Here is a 24,738-nt window from a genome sequence, read left to right as displayed (position 1 = left end):
GGTCGGGGCAGCGCCGGCCGTGCGATATCAGGCTCTGCCGCTCGCCTCCGGATCCTGGGCCTCGGGCAGGGCGACGTAGATCATCACGCCGAGGACCGTCATGGCGAAGCGGAAGGCCGATTGCTGGCCGTTCCAGACCTTCGACATCCACATGCCGAACCACTCGGCGCCGATGCCCAGGAAGCCCGCCTGCCAGACCAGGAAGCCGACGCTCAGGCCGGCGATCGCCCAGGTCTTGGCCCGGTCGAAGTCGCCGCGCGGGGCCCGAAGCCGCGCGAGCATCAGCGCGACGCCGATCCAGAGCAGGAGTGCCGTCACAGCCTCCGCGGCGACGATCATTGCGAAGGCGCCGCGCTGCAGTGCCGGATCCGTGATCGCGCGGTCGGCGATGCCCGAATCCGGCAGGATCGTGTCCATCGACAGCACGTGCTGCACGAAGGCGAGGTTCACCGCCGGCTCCGTGACGTTGCCGTACACGACCAGCGTGCAGGTCATCGCAAGGGCCCCGACGAGGGTGACCTTCGAGAGGCGGACGGCGAGCATGGGCGGCCCCTCCTGACATGCGGGCGTCGCCATCGGAGCCGGGCCATGGCCTCGGCCGGTCGCGGCGTCCCTCAGTTCGCCTTCGCCTCGACCTCGAGCCGGTCGAGGACGGCGGCCGGCGAGCGCGCCGCGCCGAGGTCGATGAAGCCGATCCCAGCGGGCTCCTTGGACTTGGCGTGCACCACGAGCTTGCCGGGCTTCATCACGAACTGGCCCATGGCGGCGCCGATTCCCTTGGCGGCCGCGCTGTTGCCAAGGATGATCGGAACGCCGAGCAGGCTGGCGGTGACGTATTCCTTGCGCAGCTCGTCCGGCTTCAGGCTGAGGTCCTTCGACTGCGCGGCCAGGAAGCGCTCGAACAGGCCGGCATTCTCCACCGTCAGGTCCAGGGTCTTGGCGCTGCCCGAGAACATCACCATCGTCGCCGCCGGCAGGGTGCCGGAGAACAGTTCGGGCCCGATGCCTCCGAGCGTGCCGGACAGGCGGACGGTGCCGATGTCGCGCCCGGAGATCGTGACCTCGCGCAGGGCGAGGTCGCGGGCCTTCTCGTCCAGGCTCGCGTCGGCCACGAGGTTGAGGTCGAGGTCCCGGTAGCCGTAGGCCGGCAGCAGGCCGAGGAGCGGCGCGCCCGCGAGCAGGTCGGCGGGCAGGCTCAGGCCGGTGAGGCTGATGCGGGTCGCGCTGGGCACGCCATCGGTCAGCGGGCCGAAGGCCAGGGCCGCCTCGCGCAGCGCGACGCGGGGGGACGTCCGCGGCGACACCGTGACCGCCAGGGGATCCGCGGTCCTGTCGGCCGGCCTGGGCTCGGGTGTCCGCGCCGACCGGCCCGGCTCGGGCAGGGCGCCACGGGCCGGGGGCCGGACGTCGCGGGGAGGCGCCCGCTCGACCTCCGCCTCGGGCGGCAGGTCGATCGACAGGTCGGTGAGGGTGAGCGTGCCGAGCTTCGGCGTCAGGCGACGCATCTCGACGTCGGAGAAGCCGGCGCCGCCCGTCGGCTCGGCGGCGATGCCCTGGAGGGTCGCGACGGTCGGCGCCAGGGAGGTCCCCAGCGCGGCCACGCGGCCGACATGGATCCGCAGCGCGCCGCGGGTCATCGACAGGTTGTCCAGGGTGGTGCCGCCCTCGGAGCCCGAGGAGGTGTAGGCGGCCCGGCCGATCTCGAACAGCACCGGCCCCTTCGGATCGGTGTCGCTGACGCTCAGGCCCTGCATCTCCAGGCTGCCGACCGAGGTGGCGTCGATGAGATCGGCGGCGGCGGCGGCCAGCGGTCGGCGGTCGCTGGCGCCGTCGAAGCCGTTCGCCACGATGGCGAAGGCACCGCTCCAGCCGTCCGGGACCTGCCGGCCGCCGAGGTCGCGGCCGTCGAGGCGGGCGATCTTCACGGTGGTGCCGCGCGCGTCCGAGTAGGTGACGTCCGAGACCTGGATGGTGCCGTAGACGCGCTGGACCGGTCCCTTGCCGTCGCCGGGCACCGTGTAGAGCCGGCTGAGCGCGGCGAGATCCAGGTCCGTGGCGCGCACCTGACCGTAGGTCCCGGACCCGCGGTTCGGCCCCGCGACGGAGCTGACCGTCGCGCCGGCCGCCGTCAGCTCGCCGACGCGGCCGGCCCGGATGTCGCGGGCGACCACGTCGCGGTAGGTGACGGTCTGCCGGTTCTCGCCGGGACCCGCGTTCTCGGAGACGAGGACCGGGACGGTCAGGCTGCCGGCGTCGAGCCGGGCGAGGCGCTGCTCCCAGGGCACGTTGGAATCCGGGCGCAGGATCGCCGCGAGATCCTCCTTGGAGAGGCGGGTGCCGCTGGCCGTCAGCTTCGGAGCCTTCAGCAGCGTGCCGCCCAGCGGGATCACCACGTCGTTGACCGTCACGTCCTGGACGGCGGCGGCGCCCTCCTGCGCGGCGAGCGGCGCGGGCGCGAGGCCGAGAAGGGCCAGCGTGGCGGCCGTCGCCCAGGCCGACCGGAGGCGGAGACGGGCCTTCGGGTGGTTCATGGCAGCGTCCGGACCAGGGCTCTCGCGGGGATGCCCTAGCCGTGCCGTGTTTTGCCGGGCGAGGCAATCGCGCGCGCCGGCCCGGGCGATCGAGCCTGGAAAGGTGTCGTACGGACGCAACGGCGCGTCGGCGCCGGGGCGGGGGCTACAACGAGAAGGAGGTCCCGCAGCCGCAGGAGGCGGTGGCGAGCGGGTTCTCGATCTTGAAAGACTGCCCGATCAGATCGTTCACGAAATCGATGGTCGAGCCGCTCATGTACTCGAGCGAGACCGGATCGACGATCACGGTGGCGCCGTCGCGCTCGATCGCGACGTCCTGCGCCTCGCGGGCGCGGGTGATGTCGAAAGCGTAGGAGAAGCCCGAGCAGCCGCCACCGTTGACGCTGATCCGCAGCGACGAGCCCGCCGGCTCCGCCACCATGATCTCGTTGATGCGCTTGGCCGCGCGGGCGGTCAGGGTGATCTCAGCCATCGGTCTCTGGCCACGCATTCGTTCGGTGGACGGCGCGCCCGGCCCGTTGCCGAGGGCGCCTCGACCCACAAGATATGAGCCGCAAGCCCGCGCCGCAACGCGCCGGGCGGGGAGCCGTCATGAGCAGGGTGCGTGAGTTACAGAGCGGATGCCGTGCGACCGAACGGTGAGCGCTGGCGCGCGCCCTACGCCACCGACCCGGCCCGCACCCGGGGCCGCCTGATCCCGGAGGCCGGCTCGCCGACCCGCAGCGACTTCCAGCGCGACCGGGACCGGATCATCCACTCGACGGCGTTCCGGCGCCTGAAGCACAAGACGCAGGTCTTCGTGCATCACGAGGGCGACCACTACCGCACCCGCCTGACCCACACGCTGGAGGTGAGCCAGATCGGCCGGGCGCTCGCACGCGCCCTCGGGCTCGACGAGGACCTCGCGGAAGCTCTGGCCCTCAGCCACGACCTCGGCCACACCTGCTTCGGCCATACCGGCGAGGACGCCCTCGACACCTGCATGGCGCGCCACGGCGGCTTCGACCACAACGCCCAGGCGCTGCGGATCGTCACCCGGCTGGAGCGGCGCTACGCCGGCTTCGACGGGCTGAACCTCGCCTGGGAGACGCTGGAGGGCCTCGTCAAGCACAACGGTCCGCTGCTCACCGCGGACGGCCACCCGACGCCCCGCTACGCCGCCCGCGGCATCCCGGCGGCGATCCTGGAATACGACGCGCTGAATCCCCTCGACCTGTGGAGCCAGGCCGGCCCCGAGGCCCAGGCCGCCTCGCTGGCGGACGACATCGCCTACGCCGCCCACGACCTCGACGACGGGCTGCGCGCCGGCCTGTTCGAGATCCCGGAGCTGCGGGCGGTCCCGTTCCTGGCCGGGCTGCTCGACGAGATCGACCGGCTGCATCCGGGCCTGGAGCCGTCGCGGATGATCCACGAGCTCGCCCGCCGGGTGATCACCCGCTTCGTCGAGGACGTCATCCGCGAGGGCGGCCGCCGCATCGCCGCCCTGGATCCGCAGCGCGTCGAGGACATCCGCGACGCGGATCAGCCGGTCATCGTGTTCTCGCCGGAGATCGCGGCGGCTGACGCCGAGATCATGCGCTTCCTGTGGGAGCGGATGTATCGGCATCCCGGCGTGGTGGCCGTGCGGAAGAAGGCCGACGCCATCGTCAACGACCTGTTCGCCGCGTTCACCGCGGCGCCGGCCCGGATGCCGGAGGAGTGGAGCGCCGGTCTCGACGGTGCCACCGAGGCCCGGGTCGCCCGCCGTGTTGCCGACTACATCGCCGGCATGACCGACACTTACGCGGTCCTGGCGCACCGCAAGCTCTACGCGACGACGCCGGACCTGCACTGGGAGTTGCCCAGCCGGGGCCTGCCCCTCGCCGAGCCCTGAGGGCCCGGCGCGGGGCCGGCGCGTGTCAGCAGCCGCAGCCGCAGGTGAAGCTGCCGTAGCACCCGCCGTAGCCGTAGCCACCGTAGGCGGCGGGATAGCCGTAACCGTAGCCGTAACCGCCGTAGGCGGCCGGGTAGCCGTAACCGTAGCCGCCATAACCGTAGCCGCCGTAGACGCTGCCGGCGGCGAGCCCGAGCCCGAGGCCGATCCCCGCGCCGGCCAGCCCGTAGCCGAGGGCCCGACCGTAGCCGCCGCGGTAGCCGTAACCGTAGCCGCGCCCGTAGAAGCCGCGGGCCGCGTAGCCACCGCGGTAGCCGTAGCCGCCGCGGTAACCGCCCCGGAATCCGCCACCATGGAATCCGCCACCATGGAATCCGCCGCCGCGGAACCCGCCCGCCTCGGCACTCGGCGTGGCCAGGATGAGCGCGCAGAGCGCCGTGCCCGCAATCGTCAAGGTCTTCATCAGTAACTCCGCGATCGGCCTACTCACGATCGCCAACGATGACACCGTGTCGTCTCGTTCGAGACAAGACGGACACTGGGCGATCCGTATTCGTCGCGCGGGATAACCCGTCGGCGACGCGCACGTGGTTACCGGAGCGATGCCGCGACCGCGGATTCCGCGCGGTCGGTGCGCGGCCCGGCGCCGTGACACCCTCCCGCCCCCTTGCTAGACCGCCGGGGCGGGCGCAGGCCGGACGGGCCGGGCGACGAGACCCCCGCGCGAGCGAGATCGAGACCCATGAACATCTTCGCCCTGTTCGAGGCGCGCGTGCGCGAGGCCGTGGAGGCGCTGACCCGCGCCGGCCACCTGCCCGAGGGCCTCGACCTGGGCCGCGTGGTCGTCGAGCCGCCCCGCGACGCGTCGCACGGCGATCTCGCCACGAATGCCGCCCTGGTGCTCGCCAAGGAGGCGCGGACCAACCCGAAGGCGCTCGGCGAGGCCCTGGCGGAGGAACTCCGCGCGGACCCGCGGATCGTCGAGGCGAGCGTCGCCGGGCCGGGCTTCATCAACCTGCGGCTCGACCCCGCGATCTTCCACGCGGTCGTGCGCGACGCGCTGACGGCGCCGGAGGCGTTCGGCCGCTCGCGGCTGCCCGGCGGCCCGATCAACGTCGAGTACGTGTCGGCGAACCCGACGGGGCCGATGCATGTCGGTCACGGCCGCGGCGCGGTGTTCGGCGACGCCCTGTGCAACCTGCTCGTCGCCGCCGGCCGGCAGGTGACGCGGGAATACTACATCAACGACGCCGGCGTTCAGGTCGACGTGCTGGCCCGCTCGGCCTTCCAGCGCTACCGCGAGGCCCTGGGCGAGCCCTTCGCGATCGCCGAGGGCCTCTACCCGGGCGACTACCTGAAGCCCGTGGGCGCCGCGCTGGCCGAGACCCACGGCCGCGCGCTCCTCGACAAGCCGGAGGCGGAGTGGCTGCCCGCGGTGCGCGAGACCGCGCTCGGCATGATGATGGATATGATCCGGGCCGACCTGGCGGCGATCGGCATCCGCCACGACGTGTTCTTCTCCGAGCGCACGCTCCAGGAGAGCGGGGCCGTGAAGTCCCTGCTCGCGGAACTGCGCGCCAAGGGCCTCGTCTACGAGGGCCGCCTGCCGCCGCCCAAGGGTCAGCTGCCGGAGGATTGGGAGGACCGCGAGCAGACGCTGTTCCGCACCCGGGAATTCGGCGACGACAGCGACCGCCCGCTGCTGAAGTCGGACGGCTCGTACACGTACTTCGCCTCCGACATCGCCTACCACCGGGCCAAGTACCTCGCCGGCGCGACCGAGCTGATCGACGTCCTGGGGGCCGATCACGGTGGCTACGTGAAGCGCATGCAGGCTGCCGTGAAGGCGGTCAGCGACGGCAAGGCCACGCTCGACGTCAAGCTCTGCCAGCTCGTGCGGCTGTTGCGCGCAGGCGCGCCGGTGAAGATGTCCAAGCGGGCCGGCGAGTTCGTGACCCTGCGCGACGTGATCGACGAGGTGGGCCGCGACGCGATCCGGTTCATGATGCTCTACCGGAAGAACGACGCGACTCTGGATTTCGACCTCGCCAAGGTCGTGGAGCAAACGAAGGACAACCCGGTCTTCTACGTCCAGTACGCCCATGCCCGCGTCCGCTCGGTGCAGCGGCAAGCGCGCGAGGCCTTCCCGGACGCCGACCTCTCGGCCGCGGCGCTGGCCCGCGAGGCGGATTTCTCCGTGCTGAGCGACCCGGGCGAGATCGAGATGATGCGCCTCATCGCGCAGTACCCGCGGGTCCTCGAATCCGCGGCGCTGGCGCACGAGCCGCACAGAATCGCCTTCCACCTCTATGAACTGGCCTCCGCGCTGCATAGTTTCTGGAACAAGGGCAAAGACTTGCCGCAATTACGGTTTGTTAATGCAACCGACCGAAAGTCGACGTGGGCCCGGCTGGCGCTCGTCGAAGCTCTGCGGAGCACGCTGGCGGCCGGCCTTGCGATTCTCGGTGTGACCGCGCCGGACGAGATGCGATAGGCCCGGGTGCATCGGGCCGGTCTTCGGCGTTGATGTGAGGATGCTGCCATGACGAACGCTTCGCGCGCTCAGGTCGATTTGGACGCCCTCGCGCGCGATCTGCGTCAGGAGAAGGGCCAGGCGCCGCAGGCGTCCGGCAAGGGCGACCCGCTGGCGGAACTCGCCCGCATCGTCGGCCAGGACGACCCGTTCCGGGCGCTGCTCGCGGCCCGCGACGAGATGCGCGCCGTCGCGCCCGCCGCCCCGCAGCAGGCCGCCTGGAATGCCCGGGTCGAGCCGAGCTTCGCCCCGGAACCCGCCAAGGCCACGCCGGCCGACGCGTTCGACCAGTATCTCGCCTCGGTAGAGCAGGACACGCACCGCGAGGGCGCCGGCTACGCTCCGGAGGGCGGCCCGACCTCGACCGGCGACGAGGAGACCTACGCGGACAGCCGCGCGCTCCGGCGCGCCAATCCGCGGCGGCGGCTCGCCTCGGTGGGTGCCGGCGTCGCCGTGGTGGCGCTCGCCGTCACCGGGGCGCTCACCTACAAGGGCCTGAGCAATTCGGGCCACGGCGGCGTTCCGGTGGTCCAGGCCGATTCTACGCCCCTCAAGGTCGCCCCGAAGGTCGCCGACGGCGTCGAGATCCCGGATCAGAACCGGCAGATCTACGACCCGAAGGGCAAGAAGGACGGCCAGATCAAGATCGTGAACCGCGAGGAGCAGCCCCTCGACGTGGCCGAGGCCGCGCGGGCGGCCCAGGGCCCGTCGCAGCCGAGCGGCGCCCAGGGTGGCACGACGCCGGGCAGCGGCCCGTTCGAGGCCTTCGGGGAGCCGCGCCGCGTCCGCACCGTGGCGGTCAAGCCCGAAGCGCCGCCCGCGCCGCCGCCGCGCGAGCAGCAGGCCGCCGATGCCGGGCCGGCCCCGATCCCCACCATGGTCCTGCCGAGCGACGAGCCGCCCGCTCCGCCGGCCCCGAAGTCCAGGCCCGTCCGCCAGACCGCCGCAGCCATGCCGGCGACCACGGCCACGCCCGTCGACGCGCAGCCGGAAGCCGCGGTCGAGCAGCCGGCGCCCAAGCCGGTGGCCGTGAAGCCGCCGCCGAAGGCCGCCCAGCGCATCGCCGCCGTCGCTCCGGCCGGGGCGGCCGCGCCCGACACCACCGCCAGCACCACGACGGACGACGACGCCGTGAAGTCCGGCCCGGTCAGCGGCTTCTCGGTCCAGCTGGGAGTGCGCAGCTCCGCCGCCGAGGCCAAGGCCGCGTTCCACCAGTTGCAGGCCAAGTACGCGCAGCTCGCCGGCAAGCCCGAGCTGATCCGGCAGGCCGAGGTCAACGGCAAGACGATCTACCGCGTCCGCGTCGGACCGCTGGAGAAGGCTCAGGCCGCGAGCCTGTGCAGCGCCCTGCAGGGCGCGGGCGGCCAGTGCTTCGTGGCCAAGAACTGATCTCCTGACGGCACCTCGCGGACGGGACGGCGTGCCCGTCCGCGGTGATCCGCGTCGCCCGTCCGACCGAGTCCCCTAGGCAACACGGGCGGCGCGATCGCCCCGGCCACTGGTCCGGGGCCCCGGTTTGGTCTTGCCGGCTCCCCGTTCCCGCCCGACTCTGTCGCCATCGATTCGCGCCGCCCGGCGGCCCTGCCGCCGTTCTCGCGCCGTCTTCGCGCCGCCACCGAGCAGTATCCGAGCCGTTCCAGATGACCTCCCGCGCCCTGATTCTCGGCTGCACCGGCCCGTCGCTCACGGCGGAGGAGAGGGCCTTCTTCCGGGACGTGAAGCCCTGGGGCTTCATCCTGTTCAAGCGCAACATCGGGACGCCCGACGAGGTCCGCGCCCTCACCGGGGCACTCCGGGACTGCGTTGGGTCCGACCGGGCGCCGATCCTGATCGACCAGGAAGGCGGCCGGGTCCAGCGGATGGGCCCGCCCCACTGGCCGGCCTATCCGGCCGGCGGTCGCTACGGTCGGCTGAACGGCAGCGCCGCGACCATCGCCCGCCTCGGCGCGCGCCTCATGGCACACGACCTCGCCGAGGTCGGCATCAACGTCGACTGCGCCCCCGTCCTCGACGTGCCGGCGCCGGGCTCGCACGACATCATCGGCGACCGCGCCTACGCGACGAGTCCGGAACGGGTCGCCGAGATCGGACGCGCCGTCGCCGAGGGCCTGATGGCCGGCGGCGTCCTGCCGGTGATGAAGCACATTCCGGGGCACGGGCGCGCCACCTGCGATAGCCACCACGGCCTCCCGGTGGTCGACGCGACCCGCGCGGATCTCGCCGGGCAGGATTTCCGCACCTTCCGCGCCCTCGCAGACCTGCCGATGGCGATGAGCGCGCACGTCGTCTTCACCGCCATTGACCCCGACCGGCCGGCGACCCAATCAGACACCGTCATCCGCGACATCATCCGCGGCGCCATCGGCTTCGACGGCCTGCTGATGACCGACGACCTGTCCATGCACGCGCTGACCGGCACGTTCCGCGACCGGACGGAGCGCGCCTTCGCGGCGGGGATCGACATCGGCCTCCACTGCAACGGCGCGCGCGACGAGATGCAGGCTGTGGCCGAGGCGGCGCCCGAACTGACCGGCGAGGCCGCGCGGCGCGCCGCCGCTGCGCTGGCGCGGCTCGACCCCGCCGGCGACGGGCTCGACGTCGCGGAAGCCCGCGACCGCTTCGCCGCGGCCCTCGCCGCCGCCTGACCTGAGACACCGCGCGGCGATCCATCGCGGCCTTCCACCGGCCGTGGCATCGCCTCTGCTTGTGTTCGGGCGGCGCGATCCCTAGGTTCGCCCCGAAATCCTCAACCGGACGTGGCGTCACGCTCCCGCTTCTTCGGGGCGCCCGCAGGAGGTTGCCATGGGCAGCATGAGTATCTGGCACTGGGTCATCGTCGCGGTCATCGTGATGCTGCTCTTCGGACGCGGCAAGGTGTCCGACCTGATGGGCGACGTCGCCAAGGGCATCAAGGCCTTCAAGAAGGGCATGGCCGAGGACGAGACCCCGCCGGCGGCCCAGGCCGCGCCGCCGCCGGCCGAGCCGGTTCGCACCATCCCGCACACCGCCGAGACGAGCCCCGGCACCGCGATCCCGGCGAGTCATATCCCCGGCGGCGAGCGCAAGCCGGTCTGAGGGCGAGCTTGACTGTAGGACTGTCAGAGCGCGCGCGCTCGTGTAGAGCCTGACGGGGTCCGGCCGCCGTGCCGGATCTCGGGGCAGCAGGACCGTCGACGACATGCTGGACATGAGCTGGGGCGAGGTGATGCTGATCGGCGGCGTCGCCCTCATCGTCATCGGGCCGAAGGATCTGCCGAAGGCGCTGCGCACCGTCGGGCAGATCACCACGAAGCTGCGCCGCATGGCCGGCGAGTTTCAGATGCAGTTCAACGAGGCGATCCGCGAGGCCGAGCTCGACGACGTCCGGCGCGAGGTCGACGGCATCCGCAACACCGTCCGCACGGCGGGCTCGACCTTCAATCCGGTGCAGACGATCCGCGACGAGCTGAAGGGCGCCGTCGAGGGCCGGGCCAAGATGGGTCCGGAGAAGATGGGACCGGAGATGCCCGGCCCCGAGACACCCCCGGTCGAGACCCGGTCGCTGGCCGACGCCACGGCGCAGCTGAAGGCCGAGCAGGAAGCCGCGGCGGCGCCTCACGCCGCCGATACGCATCCGGTGACGCCAGCCGGCGCGTCGGACCATGGTGCGGCGACCGAGGTCGCGGAGGCGCCCCTGCCCGTGCCCGGCTCGGTGGACGATCCGTTCGGCCCTCCGCCCGACCCGCCCGCCGCGCATCCCGCCACCGAAGAGTCCAAGAACGGCACGGCTGCCCGATGATCAGCGAGGCGGACGAGGCCGAGATCGAGGCGTCCCGGGCGCCCCTGCTCGAGCACCTGATCGAATTGCGGTCGCGGCTGATCAAGTCGCTCATCGCCTTCGTGCTGATGTTCTTCGCGTGCTTCTTCTTCTCGCGCGACATCTACAACGTGCTGGTCTACCCCTACGTCTCGATCGTGGGTGCGCAGAACGCCGAGCTGATCGCCACGCACTTTCTCGAGCAGGTCTTCACCAACATCAAGCTCAGCGTCTTCGGCGCGGCCTTCCTGGCCTTCCCGGTGATCGCGACGCAGATCTACGCCTTCGTGGCACCCGGCCTCTACCGCAACGAGCGCAAGGCGTTCCTGCCCTACCTCGTGGCCACCCCGATCTTCTTCCTGCTCGGCGCGCTCGTGGTGTTCTTCCTGGCGATGCCGCTGCTGATCAAATTCTCGGTGTCGCTCCAGCAGGTGGGCGTCGCCGGGGAGCCGACGATCAAGCTGCTCCCGAAGGTCGACGAGTACCTGTCGCTGATCATGACGCTGATCTTCGCGTTCGGCATCGCCTTCCAGCTGCCGGTAATCCTGACGCTCCTCGGCCAGATCGGGATCATCGACGCGGCGTTCCTGCGCGAGAAGCGTCGTTACGCGATCGTGCTGGTCTTCGTCGCCGCCGCCATCCTGACCCCGCCGGACGTCATCTCGCAGCTCTCCCTCGCGATCCCGATGCTGCTCCTCTACGAGGCCTCGGTGTTCTCGGTGGCGCGGGTCGAGAAGCTGCGCGCCGCGCGGCGCGTCGAGGAGGGGCTGGAGCCCTGAGCCGGTGCGCCGGGCTCAGTCCGGCGCGCGCAGGCGGTAGCCGACGCCGGTCTCGGTGAGTAGGTAGCGCGGGCGCTCGGGATCGGGCTCGAGCTTCTGGCGCAGCTGCCGGATGTAGACGCGCAGGTACTGCGGGTCCGACGAGGCCGGCGCGTGGCGCATGAGCTGCGCGTGGGTGAGCACCTTGCCGGCGTGCTGCACCAGCACGCGCAGGAACTCGTATTCCCGCGGCGACAGCTTCACCTCGCGCTCGCCGACGCGGACGATGCGGCGGACGAGGTCGACCGAGAGGTCCTCGACCCGGAAGACCGGCCGCTCCCCCTGCATGGCGAGGCGATGGCGCAGGGCCGCGCGGATGCGCGCCAGCAACTCGTTCATGCTGAAGGGCTTGGTGACGTAGTCGTCGGCGCCGAGATCGAGAGCCTCGACCTTGCCGCGCTCGTCGTCGCGGCTCGACAGGATCACGACCGGCAGGTCGGGCCAGCGCTCGCGGATCGCCGCCAGGAGGGCGTGGCCGGCCATGTCGGGCAGGCCGAGGTCGAGGATCGCGAGATCCACCCCGCCGGCCTCCAGGGCGGCGAGCGCCGCGGCCCCGTCGGCGGCCTCGACGACCGCGTAGTCCTGCGTCCCGAGACCGGTGCGGAGCAGCCGGCGGATCGGCGGCTCGTCGTCGATCACCAGGATGCGGGCTATGCTCACGCGTTCCGTCCCTCGTGGCGGTCTCGGGCGGCCTATTCGGGCCGCAACAGCACGTGCCGCTTCTTGCCGAAGGAGAGCTTGATCACCCCGTCCGCGGTCACGTCGCCGCGGCCGAGGACAGCCTTCTCGTCCGTGACCGGCACGTCGTTGACCCGCAGGCCGCCGCCCTTGATCTGACGGCGCGCCTCGCTGGTGGACGGCACGAGCTTGGCGACCTCCGGCCCGAAGGCGGTGAGCACGCCGAGGCCCGCCTCCAGGGCGGCGGACGGCACGGTGACGCTCGGGAGGTCGGCGGCCAGCGTCCCCTCGACGAAGGTCTTGCGGGCGGTCTCGGCGGCGGCCTCGGCGGCCTCGCGGCCGTGCATCAGCGCGGTCGCCTCCGTGGCCAGCACCGTCTTGGCCGCGTTGATCTCGGAGCCGGCGAGGGCGGAGAGGCGCGCGATCTCCTCCATGGGCAGCAGGGTGAACAGCTTGAGGAAGCGGGCCACGTCCGCGTCCTCGGTGTTCCGCCAGAACTGCCAGTAATCGTAGGGCTTCAGCATGTCCGGGTTGAGCCAGACGGCGCCGGCCGCGGTCTTGCCCATCTTGGCGCCGGACGACGTGGTCAGCAGCGGGCAGGTCAGGGCGTAGAGCTGCGGCGTGCCCATGCGGCGGCCGAGATCGATGCCGTTGACGATGTTGCCCCACTGGTCCGATCCGCCCATCTGCATGACGCAGCCGTAGCGGCGATTCAGCTCCACGAAGTCGTAGGACTGAAGGATCATGTAGTTGAACTCGAGGAACGACAGCTCCTGGTCGCGCTCCAGGCGCAGGCGCACGCTGTCCATCGACAGCATGCGGTTCACCGAGAAATGGCGGCCGACGTCGCGCAGCATCTCGATGTAGTTGAGCTTGGTCAGCCACTCGGCGTTGTCGACCATCACGGCGTCGCCGGCCGCGTCGCCGAAACGCAGGAACCGGTCGAAGGTCTTGCGGATCTCGGCTTTGTTGGCGTCGATCTGCTCGACGGTGAGGATCTTGCGGGTCTCGTCGCGGCCGGACGGGTCGCCGACCCGGGTCGTGCCGCCGCCCATCAGGGCGATGGGCCTGCCCCCGGTGGCCTGCAGCCAGTGCAGCATCATGATCGACAGGAGGTGCCCGACATGGAGCGAGGGCGCCGTGCAGTCGTAGCCGACATAGGTGGTCAGCCGGCCCTCGAGGGCCGCGGCGTCGATGCCGGCGAGGTCCGAGGTCTGGTGGATATAGCCGCGCTCGGTCAGGATCCGCAGGAAGTCGGATTTCGGCGCGAAGCTCTCGGCGGTCATGGATGCCATCTCGGGTCGCGCGCTGGCGCGACAGGCCGAGGCCCCGCATGCTAGCTCGCGCTGGGTTCAGGATACGGCGCGCTCTTAGCAGGGCGTTGACCGAAAGGCACGGGGCAGCACGGCATGGCGATGATGCGCGCGATCGGACTGATGAGCGGCACCTCGCTGGACGGCGTCGACATCGCGCTGATCGAGACCGACGGCGAGCGCGTCCACGTGGTCAAGGGCCACAACAACTTCCTCGAGCCGCTGGGCCCCACCGGCTACCGCGGCTACGCCGACGACGAGAAGGCGCTGCTGCGCGCCGCCACCAAGGACGCCGAATCCGTCCTCCATCCCGCCGACCGGCCGGGGCGTCTGCCGGAGGCCGAGGCCTTCGTCACCCTCGCCCATGCCGAGGCCGTGGAGCGCTTCCTGGAGGAGCACGGCCTGAATGCCTCCGAGATCGACGTGATCGGCTTCCACGGCCAGACCGTGATCCACCGCCCGGACCAGCGGATCTCGATCCAGATCGGCGACGGGCAGGCGCTGGCGACCCGGCTCGGCATCCCGGTCGTCTCGGACCTGCGCCGGGCCGATATCGAGGCGGGCGGGCAGGGGGCGCCGCTGGTGCCGGTCTTCCATAAGGCGCTCGCCGAGGCGTCGGGCTTCGACGGGCCCTTCGGCATCCTCAACATCGGCGGCGTCGCCAACGCGACGCTGATCGACTCGAAGGGGGGCGTCATCGCCTTCGACACCGGTCCCGGAAACGCCCTGATCGACGAGTGGATGCAGGAGCGCGAGGGCAAGAACCTCGACGATGGCGGCCGCACCGCCGCCCGCGGCCGCCCGGACGAGCAGCTGCTCGCCTGGCTCCTGACGCACCCGTTCTTCTTCCGCAAACCGCCGAAGTCGCTGGACCGGAACTGGTTCTCGCACAAGCTCGCCGGGCAACTCTCGACCGAGGACGGCGCCGCGACGCTCACGGCCTTCACGGCCCGGGCCGTGGCCCGGGCCCTCGACCACGCCCCGGAGGTCCCGACCCGCTGGATCGTGGCCGGCGGCGGCGCCCGCAACGGCGAGCTGGTGCGGCTCCTGAACTACCACCTGCGCGCCGAGATCACGACCGCGGACGCGATCGGCTGGTCCTCCGCCTATCTGGAGGCGCAGGCCTTCGCGTACCTCGCGGTGCGCTCGCTCAAGGGCCTGCCGATCACCTTCCCGGCGACCACCGGGGTACGCGAGGCCATCACCGGCGGGGTGCTGGCGCGGCCGTGAGCCTCGGCTACGCCCTCCGGCGGATCGTCGAGGAATACCCGCTCGCCCGGCTCGACCCGCCGGCCGGCCACCCGCTCGCCGCCGTCATCCGCAGGGGTGCGCCGGACGAGCTGCGCGCCGCCCTGGAGCCGATCGACGGGCCGTTCCTGGTGAAGGGCAGCCCGGGGCGCGGGAGCCACTGGGCCGCGATCCCCTGGATCGCCGTGTTCGATCCCGCCGTCACCACCAGCGCCACGCGGGGCTACTACCTCGTCTACCTGTTTCCGGCGAACCGCGAGGCGGTGCACCTGTCGCTGGCGCAGGGAACGGTGGCGGCGATCCGCAGCCACGGTCCGGCGGCCGGTGCCCATCTTCGCGCCAGCGGCGCCGCGCTCAGGACTCGGCTGTCGGACTTCGCCGACGCGCTGCCGAACGCGGCGATCGCCCTCGGCAGCGCGGGCGAATTGCCGGAGGGCTACGAGGCCGCCCACATCCTCGGCCTCACCTACGCCCTCGCCGATCTCGGCGACGAGCGCCGGCTGCGCCGGGATCTCGCGGCGGCGGTCGCGGCGTACCGGGCGCTCAAGGCGCGGGGCGGGCTCGATCTGCCCGGTTCGCCGAAGGCCCGGTGAGGCTGCCGGGCGCTCCGACCCGTCACCGCGCGCGGGTCTGCCCGGCCGCCCTGCACGGGCCGCGTTTGTGCCCCCGCCGCTCCCGCGCTAAGGCAGCCGCGCCATGTCGCACAACACCTTCGGCCACCTGTTCCGCGTCACGACCTTCGGCGAGAGCCACGGGATCGCGCTCGGCTGCGTCGTCGACGGCTGCCCGCCCGGCCTGCCCCTGGAGGCCGAGGAGATCCAGGCCGAGCTGGATCGCCGGAAGCCCGGCCAGTCGCGCTTCACGACGCAGCGCCGCGAGCCCGATCAGGTCAAGATCCTGTCCGGCGTCTTCGCGGACGACCGCACCGGCGGCCGCCAGCTCACCACCGGCACCCCGATCGCGCTGATGATCGAGAACACGGATCAGCGCTCGAAGGACTACTCGGAGATCCGCGACAGCTACCGCCCCGGCCACGCCGACTACACCTACGACGTGAAGTACGGCATCCGCGACTACCGCGGCGGCGGCCGGTCCTCGGCGCGAGAGACCGCCGCGCGGGTCGCGGCCGGCGCGGTGGCGCGCAAGGTCATCCCGGGCGTGACCATCCGGGCGGCCCTCGTGCAGATGGGCCCGCACGCCATCGACCGGTCCCGCTGGGACTGGGACGCGGTCGGCAACAACCCGTTCTTCTGCCCCGATGCCGAGACGGCGTCCTTCTACGAGACCTATCTCGACGGGCTCCGGAAGGACGGCTCGTCGGTCGGCGCCGTCATCGAGGTCGTCGCCGAGGGCGTGCCGCCCGGTCTCGGCGCACCGGTCTACGGCAAGCTGGACGCGGACCTGGCCGCCGCGATGATGTCGATCAACGCCGTGAAGGGCGTCGAGATCGGCGACGGGTTCGCGGCGGCGGCCCTGCGCGGCGAGGACAACGCGGACGAGATGCGGGCCGGCAACGGCGGCCGGCCGCGCTTCCTGGCGAACCACGCGGGCGGCATCCTGGGCGGCATCTCCAACGGCGAGCCGGTCGTGGTGCGGTTCGCCGTGAAGCCGACCTCCTCGATCCTGACCCCGCGCCGCTCCGTCACCCGCGACGGCGGCGAGGTCGATCTCGTCACCAAGGGCCGGCACGATCCCTGTGTCGGCATCCGCGCCGTGCCGGTCGCGGAGGCCATGATGGCCTGCGTGCTGGCCGATCACTATCTGCGCCATCGCGGACAGGTCGGATCCCAGCCCTGATCCGGGTCCGTCCCAACAATTCGAGAATGCCCGTGCCCCACTGCACCGTCACAGAGGCCATCGCGGCCTTCGCCCGCGGCGAGATCGTGGTCGTCACCGACGACGACGACCGCGAGAACGAGGGCGACCTCGTCGTCGCCGCCTCGCTCTGCACGCCGGAGAAGATGGCGTTCATCATCCGCAACACCTGCGGCATCGTCTGCGCGCCGATCACGCAGGCCGAGGCCCGGCGCCTGCACCTCGCGCCGATGGTGGCGTCGAACGACGCACCGCTGGGCACCGCCTTCACGGTCACGGTCGACGTCAAGCACGGGCTGACGACCGGCATCTCGGCGGAGCAGCGCTGCAACACCGTGCGGGCGCTGGCCAACGGCAACATGGGCGCCGGCGACTTCGTGCGGCCCGGCCACGTCTTCCCGCTGATCGCCCGCGACGGCGGCGTGCTCATGCGCTCGGGCCACACCGAGGCCGCCGTCGACCTGTGCCGCCTCGCCGAGCTGCCGCCCGTAGGCGTGATCTGCGAGCTCGCCAACGACGACGGCACCGTCATGAAGGGGCCGCAGATCGAGACCTTCGCCGAGAAGCACGGCCTCAAGCAGGTCTCGGTGGCTGACCTGATCGCCTATCGGCAGGCCCGCGATCGTCTGGTGGAGCGGGTCGGACACTTCCCGGTGCGCTCGAACCACGGCGACCTGAACGCTTACGTCTTCTCGACGCCCTTCGAGTCGATCCAGCAATTCGCGTTCGTGATGGGCGAGATCGGCGACGGCCGCGACGTGCTGGTGCGCCTGCACCGCTCCAACGTCGCTGCCGACGTGATCGGCGGCGGCAAGCAGATCGACGCCGTGCTCAAGCGCTTCGCGGCGGCCGGGCGCGGCGTGCTGGTCTATCTCCGCGACGGCACCGCGGGTGTCCCGGTCAAGAGCGTCACCGACGAGGGAACGGAGGCGCTGCGGGCGCGGCAGTGGCGCGAGGTCGGGCTCGGCGCCCAGATCCTGCGCGATCTCGGCGTGGTCTCGATCCGCAACCTCGCCACCTCGTCCCGCTCCTATGTCGGCCTCTCGGGCTTCGGTATCGAGCTCCTCGGCGACGAGCCCCTGGAGGGCTGAGGCCCGGAAGAGCGCCCCGGTCAGGCGCGGCGCAGGACGGTCCAGAAAGCCGCGCCGGCCATGATCGCCGCGGCGCCGCGGTTCAGCCGCGCGCGAAAGGCCGGCCGCCGGAGAGACTCGCGCGCCCGCGCCGCCAGCGCCGCGTAGGGCGTCATCACGGCGAAGAGGATCGCGGCCGTGATGACGACGAGGGTGACGCAATCCGCCGCCGTCACGCCCCGCAGATCGACGAGCGTTGGCAGGATCGCGAGGTAGAAGACGATCGTCTTCGGATTGCCCAAGGTGATGGTCAGCCCGGCGACGAAGCTGGTCCACGGCCGGTCCCGCGATTCCCCCTCGACCCGGGCTGCGGCTCCGGCCGCGCGCCAGAGCCGGAACGCCAGGTAGGCCAGGTAGAGCGCCGCGCCGTAGCGGACGACGACGAAGACCGCCCCGAGCGCCTCTGCGATCAGCGACAGGCCGAAGATCGCGGCGGCGAGATAGGTCAGGTCGCCGAGGATCAGGCCGAGCGAGAAGGCCATCGCGGCGCCGAAACCGGCGCCCAGGGCCCGGGCGACGAGGGCGACGACGCCGGGCCCGGGGATCGCGGCAGCGACCCCGAGGGCCAGCGCGTAGGTCAGGAAGCCCGCGAGCGTCATCGAGCGGTGCCCGCGGCCGGGACGGGAATGCTCCGCAGGGGTGGGCGCAGACGGCTCCGTGGCGGCATGGCGGCGATCTCCTCCGAGACGCCGATTATCGCCTGCCGCCGGACGACCGCAACGCAGCCGCCGTCAGCGGCCCATCAGCGCGTCGACGTGGGCGGCCACCGACTTGCCGAGGCCCTCGAGGCTGTAGCCGCCCTCGAGGATCGAGACGACCCGGCCGCCCGCGCAGCGCTCGGCCAGGTCCATCAGGCGGCGGGTCGCCCAGCCGAAATCCTCGGCCTCCAGCCGCAGATTGGCGAGCGGGTCCAGCCGGTGCGCGTCGAAGCCGGCGGAGATCACGATCACGTCCGGCCGGAACGCCTCCAGGCGGGAGAGGATGCCGGTCTCGAACGCCTCGCGGAACACCTCGCCGTCGTCGTTCGGCCGCAGCGGCACGTTGACGATCGTGTCCTTCTCGCCCCGCTCGGACGGCGATCCGGTCCCGGGATAGAGCGGCATCTGGTGGGTCGAGCAGTAGAGCACCGAGGCGTCGTTCCAGAAGATGTCCTGGCTGCCGTTGCCGTGGTGGACGTCCCAGTCCACGAGCGCCACCCGCTCGGCGCCGTGCTTCTTCCGGGCGTGCAGGGCCGCGATGGCGGCGTGGTTGAACAGGCAGAAGCCCATCGCGCGGGTCCGCTCCGCGTGGTGGCCGGGCGGGCGCATGGCCACGAAGGCGTTGCGGCACTCGCCGCCGACGACGGCGTCGACGGCGTGCATCCCGCCGCCCACGGCCCGCAGCGTCGCCTCGAGGCTGCCCGCCGACAGGATCGTGTCGGAATCGATGCCGACCATGCCGTGCTCGGGCACCGCCGCCACCAGCGCGTCCACGTACTCGCGCGGGTGCGCGAGGGTGACGGCCTCGATCTCGCCCCGGGGCGCCGTGGCCCGCACGAGGCCCGCGAAGCGCTCGTCCTCCAGGGCCCGCTCCACCGCGCGCATCCGGGCCGGTCGCTCCGGATGCCCCTCGGGGACCTCGTGATCGAAGCTGGCGGGATGGCTCACGTACAGGGTGGTCACGAGGGTCGCTCCCGGGATGCTCGCCTGTCGCGCACCGGCAACAGGAGCCGGCAATGTGCCACGGGCCCAACGCGCGGACTACGGCGGGGTGCCGTTGCCCCCTTATGGTTGCGTGATTCTTCCACGGGACGGACCCGGATCGGCGATCCGCGCGCCCCGTCCGCGGCCGCGACGACCTTCGAGGCGGGGATATGCGCATTATCTCGGGACTCGGCTGCGCCCTGCTGCTGGCGGGCTGCACCTTCAAGGGCGTGCCCGATCCGGCGCTCTCGGCCCGCGACGCCGAGTACATGGCCCTGGTGCCCGAGGCCGAGTTCGATCCGCACTTCGCCCGCTACGAGATCGCCGACCCGACCCGGGAAGCGCCCGGCACGATCGTCGTCGAGACCAAGGAGCGCCAGCTCTACCTCGTCCTGCCGAACGGCCGGGCGATGCGCTACGGCGTGTCGGTGGGCGACGAGGCGTATGGCTGGACCGGCACGGCCCGGATCGACCGCAAGGCGGAGTGGCCGGCCTGGAACCCGCCGGCCGAGATGATCCGGCGCTGGCCGCACGTCCACGCCATGCAGGGCGGCCCGATGAACCCGCTCGGCGCCCGCGCCCTGTACCTGTCGGATCGCGGTCGGGACACGCTCTACCGGATCCACGGCACGAACGAGCCCGAGAAGATCGGCCAGGCGGTCTCCTCGGGCTGCATCCGAATGCGCAACATCGACGTGGTCGACCTCTACAACCGGGTGCCCGTGGGAGCCACGGTCATCGTCCGGTAACGCAACCGGTCAACGTCCCAATAAGCCTGCTTGCTCGGGGGGTGTTTACCTGAACTTCCGTTCAGATCTCGCCATTAACCTCTGGAAGGGGAGCGGTCCCGTAAGCTGAAGACACACAGGGACTAGAGCCGACCGCAACAAAGGTCGGGGAGGCAGGCGATCATGACCACCATTTCCGTTCAACAGTTCTGCAACCATGCTGTCTCGGCCGGCACGATCAGCGACGAGGACCTGCTCGTCCTGAAGCGCGAGGTTCTCCCGGACGGCCTCATGAACCGCGAGGAGGCCGACCTCCTGATCGCCCTCGAGCGGGCGGTGATCGGTTCCGACGCCTTCGCCGACTTCCTGGTCGCCTCGGTCGTCGACTTCGCCGTGTGGGGCTCGCGCCCGACCGGCTACATCGACCGCGACGTCGCCGCGTGGCTCGCCGCCTCGCTCAGCGGCCGCGACGGCCCGAGCGCGGTGGGTGCCCGGATCGCCATGGAAGTCGTCCGCGAGGCCGAGAGCAGCGCCGAATCACTGGTGGCCTTCGCCCTCGAGGCCAACCGTCGCGCCCGCGACACGGTCCAGGCCCCGCGCATGACCTTCGCCCTGGCCGCCTGAGCCTCAGACCAAGGCGCAGCTTCCGTCGGCGGCGCAACTGATCTATCGGGACAGTCAAGCCGGTGCGCAATCCGGCGATCTCGAAAGCAGTGCGCCAGCGATGTTCGACAAGATCCTGATTGCCAACCGGGGTGAGATCGCCTGCCGGGTGATCAAGACGGCCCGGAGGATGGGCATCAAGACCGTAGCGGTCTACTCGGATGCCGATCGCGACGCCGTGCACGTCGCCATGGCCGACGAGGCCGTGCATATCGGGCCCGCTGCCGCCTCCGAATCGTACCTCGTGATCGAGAAGATCGTCGAGGCCTGCAAGAAGACCGGCGCCCAGGCCGTCCATCCGGGATACGGCTTCCTCTCCGAGCGCGAGGCCTTCCCGAAGGCGCTCGAGGCCGCCGGCATCGTGTTCATCGGCCCCAACCCGGGGGCCATCGCCGCCATGGGCGACAAGATCGAGTCGAAGAAGGCGGCGGCCGCCGCCGAGGTCTCGACGGTTCCGGGCTTCCTCGGCGTGATCGAATCACCCGAGCACGCCAGGAAGATCGCCGACGAGATCGGTTACCCGGTGATGATCAAGGCCTCCGCGGGCGGCGGCGGCAAGGGGATGCGCATCGCCTACTCGGGCGAGGAAGTGGCGGAGGGCTTCGCCCGCGCCAAGTCGGAGGCGGCCTCCTCCTTCGGCGACGACCGCGTCTTCATCGAGAAGTTCATCACCGACCCGCGCCACATCGAGATCCAGCTGATCGGCGACAAGCACGGCAACGTCGTCTACCTCGGCGAGCGCGAGTGCTCGATCCAGCGCCGTAACCAGAAAGTGATCGAGGAGGCGCCGTCGCCGCTCCTCGACAAGAAGACCCGCCGCAAGATGGGCGAGCAGGCCGTCGCGCTCGCCAAGGCGGTGAACTACGATTCGGCCGGCACGGTCGAGTTCGTCGCCGGGCAGGACAAGTCCTTCTACTTCCTGGAGATGAACACCCGTCTGCAGGTCGAGCATCCGGTCACCGAGATGATCACCGGCCTCGACCTCGTCGAGCTGATGATCCGCGTCGCGGCCGGCGAGAAGCTGCCGATCACCCAGGACGACGTGAAGCTGAACGGCTGGGCGGTCGAGAGCCGCGTCTACGCCGAGGACCCGACCCGCAACTTCCTGCCCTCGATCGGTCGGCTGACCACCTACCGTCCGCCGGAGGAGGGCCAGCAGGGCACGGCGATCATCCGCAACGATACCGGCGTGGAGGAGGGCGGCGAGATCGCCATCCACTACGACCCGATGATCGCCAAGCTGGTCTCCTGGGCGCCGACCCGGGCCGAGGCGATCGCCGCGCAGGGCGAGGCCCTCGACGCCTTCGCCATCGACGGCATCCGCCACAACATCCCGTTCCTCTCGGCGCTGATGGCCCATCCGCGCTGGCAGGAGGGTCGGCTGTCCACAGGCTTCATCGCCGAGGAATTCCCCGAGGGTTTCACGGCTCCGGAGCCCGCCGGCCCGGTGGCGATCCGCATGATGGCGGCGGCGGCGGCGATCGACCACAAGCTCAACCAGCGCAAGCGCGGCATCTCCGGGCAGATGCGCGCGCCCGGCCTCTTCGCCTTCGAGCGTGAGCGCGTGGTGATCCTGGCGGGTCAATCCTTCCCGGTGACGGTCGAGCCGGAGGGCGAGGACATCCTCGTCACCCGCGACGACGGCACGGCGCTCACGGTGGCGAGCGCCTGGCGCCCGGGCGAGCCGGTCTGGATCGGCACGATCGGCTCGGAGCGCGTGGCGATCCAGGTGCGCAGCCTGCTCAACGGCGTGTTCCTGCAGCACGCCGGCGCGGCCGCCGAGGCCCGGGTCTACACCCGCCGCGAGGCGGAGCTCGCCGCCCTGATGCCGGTGAAGGAGCAGGCCGGCTCGGGCAAGCAGGTGCTCTGCCCGATGCCCGGCCTCGTGAAGCAGATCCTCGTCACCGAGGGCCAGGAGGTGAAGAACGGCGAGCCGATCGCGGTCGTCGAGGCCATGAAGATGGAGAACGTCCTCCGCGCCGAGCGCGACGCGACGGTGGGGAAGATCCACGCCAAGGAGGGCGACAGCCTCGCGGTCGACGCGGTGATCCTGGAATTCGCCTGATCGCGGGGCACGCGTCGCGCTCGCGGCCGTGACTACGGTTCACAATGAGCAGACCAAGCTGCTGGCGACGGCGCTGAACAACATCGCGGTTGCCTACGTCGTCATCGGCTTCGTCACGCCGATGACGGCCGCGAGCTTCGGTGTGCCGAGTGCACCGGCGCTGCGCGTCGAGAACGCGATCTTCACGCTCGTTTGGCTGGGGACCGGCTGCGCAGTACTGTTACGGTGCGAGGCGTGCCCTCCGGAGCCTGAAGCCGTGAACTACGACTGGATCTTCGTAACGTTCGGCATTCCGGCGATCACGCTGGCGATCGCCTACGCGGCCGTGCGCGCGAACGAGCGGGCCGCGCAGCGCCTCGATCCCCCAGCGGGCGAGTAGGCTCTCACAGCTCCGGCATGCCCCTCTATTTCGCCTACGGCGCCAACATGGATGCCGCCGCGATGGCGCTGCGCTGCCCGGTTTCGCGGCTGATCGGCGGCGGACATCTGCCGAACCACCGCTTCATCATCATGCGCGAGGGCTACGCGTCGGTCGTGCCCGATCGAAGGCGCACCGTCTGGGGCGTCCTGTGGGAACTCGCTCCCGACGACATCCCGGCCCTCGACCGCTACGAGGGCGTCGCCGGGGGGCTCTACACCAAGGCGGCGCTGCCGGTCCGCACCGGGGAGGGCGTCAAGCGCGCCCTGATCTATCGCGGATGCTCGACCGCGCCCGGCCGTCCGAGGCCCGGATACCTGGAGGCGGTCGTCGCGGCGGCGCGCGCGGCGCAGCTGCCGCCCGCCTATCTTCGGGAACTCGGCACCTGGGCCCGCGGCCTGCCCGCCTGAGCGTCGCGCAGTTGGTACGCGACATGCTTGCCCACGAGCGAGCTGGAGGGCGAGCGGCAGCACCGCGCCCGTCCGGCCATCCGTGATTGCGCGGCGCGCCCGTCGGTCAACGACGATCGGCGTGCGTTCGCGAGGGAGAGTTGTGCATGTCGTATCTGGCGCCCGCCGATTTCGTGAAGAAGGCCGTCGATGCCGGTGAGGCGAAGGTCTTCATGGCTACCAAGGACACGTTCATCCGAGCCTACATGGCCGGCGCGATCCTGGCGCTCGCCGCCGCCTTCGCGGTGAGCGTCAACCAGGCGACCGGCCAGCCGCTGGTCGCGGCGCTGCTGTTCCCGGTCGGCTTCTCGATGCTGTACCTGCTCGGCTACGACCTGTTCACCGGCGTCTGCGTGCTCACGCCGCTCGCCCTCATCGACAAGCGCCCCGGCGTCACCGTGGCCGGCGTCGCCCGCAACTGGGTGCTGGTCTTCTTCGGCAACTTCGCGGGCGCCCTGACCACCGCGGTGATGATGTCGATCGTCTTCACCTTCGGCTTCGCCACCGAGCCGAACGCCGTCGGCAAGCTCATCGCCGGGATCGGCGAGGCGCGCACCCTCGGCTACGAGAAGTACGGCGCCTCGGGGATGCTGACGCTCTTCGTCCGCGCCATGCTGTGCAACTGGATGGTCTCGACCGGCGTCATCGGCGCCATGCTGTCGACCTCGGTGCCCGGCAAGGTCATCGCGATGTGGATGCCGATCACGGTGTTCTTCTTCATGACCTTCGAGCACTCGGTGGTGAACATGTTCCTGTTCCCGTCGGCGATCCTCATGGGCGGCCACCTCACGGTGATGGACTACCTGCTCTGGAACGAGATCCCGACGCTGATCGGGAACATCGTGGGCGGCATCGCCTTCACGGGCCTGATGCTCTACTCCACGCATGTCCGCACCGGCGCGACGCGGACCCCGGCCCTCGGTGCCGGCATGCGTCGCCCGATCGCGGCCGAGTGAGGCCATCCCGGCCCGCGCCGCCGGCGCGGGCCCATCCAGGCG

The 24,738-nt window shown here is 71.3% G+C and carries 25 protein-coding genes; 17 read left to right on the top strand and 8 right to left on the bottom strand.

What is annotated here, in order from left to right; genetic code table 11:
* Window positions 1-27: 27 nt before the first annotated feature.
* The 3 genes from ABIC30_RS09150 to ABIC30_RS09140 form a co-directional block, all read right to left on the bottom strand.
* Complete coding sequence (locus ABIC30_RS09150; protein ID WP_354454740.1) at window positions 28-543, bottom strand: DUF2165 family protein; 516 nt, start codon at window positions 541-543, stop codon at window positions 28-30.
* 71 nt (window positions 544-614) lie between these two features.
* On the bottom strand, window positions 615-2,531 hold the full coding sequence (locus ABIC30_RS09145; RefSeq protein WP_354454738.1) for an aq_1923 C-terminal domain: 1,917 nt from the start codon (window positions 2,529-2,531) through the stop codon (window positions 615-617).
* 145 nt (window positions 2,532-2,676) lie between these two features.
* The gene (locus ABIC30_RS09140) at window positions 2,677-3,003 is read right to left on the bottom strand and encodes a HesB/IscA family protein (protein WP_020092036.1); all 327 of its coding nucleotides are present in this window, start codon (window positions 3,001-3,003) and stop codon (window positions 2,677-2,679) included.
* Between the two features lie 153 nt (window positions 3,004-3,156).
* Between ABIC30_RS09140 and ABIC30_RS09135 the strand changes: the two genes are divergently transcribed.
* The gene (locus tag ABIC30_RS09135; RefSeq protein ID WP_020092037.1) at window positions 3,157-4,404 is read left to right on the top strand and encodes a deoxyguanosinetriphosphate triphosphohydrolase; all 1,248 of its coding nucleotides are present in this window, start codon (window positions 3,157-3,159) and stop codon (window positions 4,402-4,404) included.
* A 25-nt stretch (window positions 4,405-4,429) separates the two neighbouring features.
* Here ABIC30_RS09135 and ABIC30_RS09130 read toward each other — a convergent pair whose 3' ends face one another.
* Entirely contained in the window at window positions 4,430-4,867 is a 438-nt protein-coding gene (locus ABIC30_RS09130) for a hypothetical protein (protein ID WP_020092038.1), read from the bottom strand.
* Between the two features lie 279 nt (window positions 4,868-5,146).
* Between ABIC30_RS09130 and argS the strand changes: the two genes are divergently transcribed.
* The 6 genes from argS (at window position 5,147) to tatC (ending at window position 11,512) form a co-directional block, all read left to right on the top strand.
* Window positions 5,147-6,898 (top strand): arginine--tRNA ligase, encoded by a 1,752-nt coding sequence (argS, locus tag ABIC30_RS09125; RefSeq protein ID WP_020092039.1) that lies wholly within the window; start codon window positions 5,147-5,149, stop codon window positions 6,896-6,898.
* A 48-nt stretch (window positions 6,899-6,946) separates the two neighbouring features.
* The gene (locus ABIC30_RS09120; protein WP_020092040.1) at window positions 6,947-8,326 is read left to right on the top strand and encodes an SPOR domain-containing protein; all 1,380 of its coding nucleotides are present in this window, start codon (window positions 6,947-6,949) and stop codon (window positions 8,324-8,326) included.
* A 251-nt stretch (window positions 8,327-8,577) separates the two neighbouring features.
* Window positions 8,578-9,582 carry a beta-N-acetylhexosaminidase gene (gene nagZ, locus ABIC30_RS09115; protein ID WP_020092041.1) on the top strand — a complete coding sequence of 335 codons (1,005 nt, stop codon included), beginning with the start codon at window positions 8,578-8,580 and terminating at the stop codon, window positions 9,580-9,582.
* Between the two features lie 157 nt (window positions 9,583-9,739).
* Window positions 9,740-10,012: a twin-arginine translocase TatA/TatE family subunit gene (locus ABIC30_RS09110; RefSeq protein WP_020092042.1), complete on the top strand. Its 273-nt coding sequence runs from the start codon at window positions 9,740-9,742 to the stop codon at window positions 10,010-10,012.
* Between the two features lie 103 nt (window positions 10,013-10,115).
* Window positions 10,116-10,715 (top strand): Sec-independent protein translocase protein TatB, encoded by a 600-nt coding sequence (gene tatB, locus ABIC30_RS09105; protein ID WP_056528755.1) that lies wholly within the window; start codon window positions 10,116-10,118, stop codon window positions 10,713-10,715.
* Window positions 10,712-11,512 carry a twin-arginine translocase subunit TatC gene (gene tatC, locus ABIC30_RS09100; protein ID WP_020092044.1) on the top strand — a complete coding sequence of 267 codons (801 nt, stop codon included), beginning with the start codon at window positions 10,712-10,714 and terminating at the stop codon, window positions 11,510-11,512. Before tatB ends, tatC begins: the two co-directional genes overlap by 4 nt.
* Window positions 11,513-11,527: 15 nt before the next feature.
* Here tatC and ABIC30_RS09095 read toward each other — a convergent pair whose 3' ends face one another.
* A complete protein-coding gene (locus ABIC30_RS09095; protein WP_103984760.1) occupies window positions 11,528-12,211 on the bottom strand; it encodes a response regulator in 684 nt (227 codons plus the stop codon).
* A gap of 32 nt (window positions 12,212-12,243) precedes the next feature.
* Entirely contained in the window at window positions 12,244-13,515 is a 1,272-nt protein-coding gene (gene tyrS / locus ABIC30_RS09090; protein WP_042675258.1) for a tyrosine--tRNA ligase, read from the bottom strand.
* A 123-nt stretch (window positions 13,516-13,638) separates the two neighbouring features.
* Here tyrS and ABIC30_RS09085 point away from each other — a divergent pair, with 123 nt between their 5' ends.
* The 4 genes from ABIC30_RS09085 (at window position 13,639) to ribB (ending at window position 17,696) form a co-directional block, all read left to right on the top strand.
* Entirely contained in the window at window positions 13,639-14,772 is a 1,134-nt protein-coding gene (locus tag ABIC30_RS09085; RefSeq protein ID WP_020092047.1) for an anhydro-N-acetylmuramic acid kinase, read from the top strand.
* The gene (locus tag ABIC30_RS09080; protein ID WP_042675259.1) at window positions 14,769-15,383 is read left to right on the top strand and encodes a DUF3578 domain-containing protein; all 615 of its coding nucleotides are present in this window, start codon (window positions 14,769-14,771) and stop codon (window positions 15,381-15,383) included. Before ABIC30_RS09085 ends, ABIC30_RS09080 begins: the two co-directional genes overlap by 4 nt.
* Window positions 15,384-15,486: 103 nt before the next feature.
* On the top strand, window positions 15,487-16,587 hold the full coding sequence (gene aroC / locus ABIC30_RS09075) for a chorismate synthase (protein ID WP_020092049.1): 1,101 nt from the start codon (window positions 15,487-15,489) through the stop codon (window positions 16,585-16,587).
* A 32-nt stretch (window positions 16,588-16,619) separates the two neighbouring features.
* Window positions 16,620-17,696, top strand: a complete 1,077-nt coding sequence (ribB, locus tag ABIC30_RS09070) for a 3,4-dihydroxy-2-butanone-4-phosphate synthase (protein ID WP_026604765.1) — start codon at window positions 16,620-16,622, stop codon at window positions 17,694-17,696.
* A 20-nt stretch (window positions 17,697-17,716) separates the two neighbouring features.
* Here ribB and ABIC30_RS09065 read toward each other — a convergent pair whose 3' ends face one another.
* Window positions 17,717-18,334 carry a LysE family translocator gene (locus ABIC30_RS09065; protein ID WP_020092051.1) on the bottom strand — a complete coding sequence of 206 codons (618 nt, stop codon included), beginning with the start codon at window positions 18,332-18,334 and terminating at the stop codon, window positions 17,717-17,719.
* 132 nt (window positions 18,335-18,466) lie between these two features.
* A complete protein-coding gene (locus ABIC30_RS09060; RefSeq protein WP_020092052.1) occupies window positions 18,467-19,396 on the bottom strand; it encodes a histone deacetylase family protein in 930 nt (309 codons plus the stop codon).
* Window positions 19,397-19,587: 191 nt separating this feature from the next.
* On the opposite strand from ABIC30_RS09060, the gene ABIC30_RS09055 reads away from it, so the two are divergent.
* The 6 genes from ABIC30_RS09055 (at window position 19,588) to ABIC30_RS09030 (ending at window position 24,696) form a co-directional block, all read left to right on the top strand.
* Window positions 19,588-20,166 carry a L,D-transpeptidase gene (locus ABIC30_RS09055; RefSeq protein ID WP_020092053.1) on the top strand — a complete coding sequence of 193 codons (579 nt, stop codon included), beginning with the start codon at window positions 19,588-19,590 and terminating at the stop codon, window positions 20,164-20,166.
* 162 nt (window positions 20,167-20,328) lie between these two features.
* Window positions 20,329-20,769 (top strand): hypothetical protein, encoded by a 441-nt coding sequence (locus tag ABIC30_RS09050; RefSeq protein WP_020092054.1) that lies wholly within the window; start codon window positions 20,329-20,331, stop codon window positions 20,767-20,769.
* A 100-nt stretch (window positions 20,770-20,869) separates the two neighbouring features.
* Window positions 20,870-22,873, top strand: coding sequence for an acetyl-CoA carboxylase biotin carboxylase subunit (locus ABIC30_RS09045; RefSeq protein WP_020092055.1), 2,004 nt, complete (start codon window positions 20,870-20,872; stop codon window positions 22,871-22,873).
* A 28-nt stretch (window positions 22,874-22,901) separates the two neighbouring features.
* Complete coding sequence (locus tag ABIC30_RS09040; RefSeq protein ID WP_020092056.1) at window positions 22,902-23,252, top strand: hypothetical protein; 351 nt, start codon at window positions 22,902-22,904, stop codon at window positions 23,250-23,252.
* 17 nt (window positions 23,253-23,269) lie between these two features.
* Window positions 23,270-23,701: a gamma-glutamylcyclotransferase family protein gene (locus tag ABIC30_RS09035; protein ID WP_091676826.1), complete on the top strand. Its 432-nt coding sequence runs from the start codon at window positions 23,270-23,272 to the stop codon at window positions 23,699-23,701.
* 146 nt (window positions 23,702-23,847) lie between these two features.
* Window positions 23,848-24,696 carry a formate/nitrite transporter family protein gene (locus tag ABIC30_RS09030; protein ID WP_020092058.1) on the top strand — a complete coding sequence of 283 codons (849 nt, stop codon included), beginning with the start codon at window positions 23,848-23,850 and terminating at the stop codon, window positions 24,694-24,696.
* The last annotated feature ends 42 nt before the right edge of the window (window positions 24,697-24,738 follow it).

The sequence above is a fragment of the Methylobacterium sp. 1030 genome (genome assembly GCF_040544715.1).
In the GTDB taxonomy this organism is placed as follows: domain Bacteria; phylum Pseudomonadota; class Alphaproteobacteria; order Rhizobiales; family Beijerinckiaceae; genus Methylobacterium.
The sequence above is the reverse complement of the archived record's forward strand: the minus strand, read 5'-3'. Positions and strand labels throughout refer to the sequence as shown.

Bases quoted from the DNA above. Each gene is read 5' to 3' on its own strand.
- ABIC30_RS09150 (WP_354454740.1), bottom strand. From the start codon at position 543: ATGCTCGCCGTCCGCCTCTCGAAGGTCACCCTCGTCGGGGCCCTTGCG.
- ABIC30_RS09145 (WP_354454738.1), bottom strand. From the start codon at position 2,531: ATGAACCACCCGAAGGCCCGTCTCCGCCTCCGGTCGGCCTGGGCGACG.
- ABIC30_RS09140 (WP_020092036.1), bottom strand. From the start codon at position 3,003: ATGGCTGAGATCACCCTGACCGCCCGCGCGGCCAAGCGCATCAACGAG.
- ABIC30_RS09130 (WP_020092038.1), bottom strand. From the start codon at position 4,867: ATGAAGACCTTGACGATTGCGGGCACGGCGCTCTGCGCGCTCATCCTG.
- argS (WP_020092039.1), top strand. From the start codon at position 5,147: ATGAACATCTTCGCCCTGTTCGAGGCGCGCGTGCGCGAGGCCGTGGAG.
- ABIC30_RS09120 (WP_020092040.1), top strand. From the start codon at position 6,947: ATGACGAACGCTTCGCGCGCTCAGGTCGATTTGGACGCCCTCGCGCGC.
- nagZ (WP_020092041.1), top strand. From the start codon at position 8,578: ATGACCTCCCGCGCCCTGATTCTCGGCTGCACCGGCCCGTCGCTCACG.
- ABIC30_RS09110 (WP_020092042.1), top strand. From the start codon at position 9,740: ATGGGCAGCATGAGTATCTGGCACTGGGTCATCGTCGCGGTCATCGTG.
- tatB (WP_056528755.1), top strand. From the start codon at position 10,116: ATGCTGGACATGAGCTGGGGCGAGGTGATGCTGATCGGCGGCGTCGCC.
- tatC (WP_020092044.1), top strand. From the start codon at position 10,712: ATGATCAGCGAGGCGGACGAGGCCGAGATCGAGGCGTCCCGGGCGCCC.
- tyrS (WP_042675258.1), bottom strand. From the start codon at position 13,515: ATGACCGCCGAGAGCTTCGCGCCGAAATCCGACTTCCTGCGGATCCTG.
- ABIC30_RS09085 (WP_020092047.1), top strand. From the start codon at position 13,639: ATGGCGATGATGCGCGCGATCGGACTGATGAGCGGCACCTCGCTGGAC.
- aroC (WP_020092049.1), top strand. From the start codon at position 15,487: ATGTCGCACAACACCTTCGGCCACCTGTTCCGCGTCACGACCTTCGGC.
- ABIC30_RS09065 (WP_020092051.1), bottom strand. From the start codon at position 18,334: ATGACGCTCGCGGGCTTCCTGACCTACGCGCTGGCCCTCGGGGTCGCT.
- ABIC30_RS09055 (WP_020092053.1), top strand. From the start codon at position 19,588: ATGCGCATTATCTCGGGACTCGGCTGCGCCCTGCTGCTGGCGGGCTGC.
- ABIC30_RS09050 (WP_020092054.1), top strand. From the start codon at position 20,329: ATGACCACCATTTCCGTTCAACAGTTCTGCAACCATGCTGTCTCGGCC.
- ABIC30_RS09045 (WP_020092055.1), top strand. From the start codon at position 20,870: ATGTTCGACAAGATCCTGATTGCCAACCGGGGTGAGATCGCCTGCCGG.
- ABIC30_RS09035 (WP_091676826.1), top strand. From the start codon at position 23,270: ATGCCCCTCTATTTCGCCTACGGCGCCAACATGGATGCCGCCGCGATG.
- ABIC30_RS09030 (WP_020092058.1), top strand. From the start codon at position 23,848: ATGTCGTATCTGGCGCCCGCCGATTTCGTGAAGAAGGCCGTCGATGCC.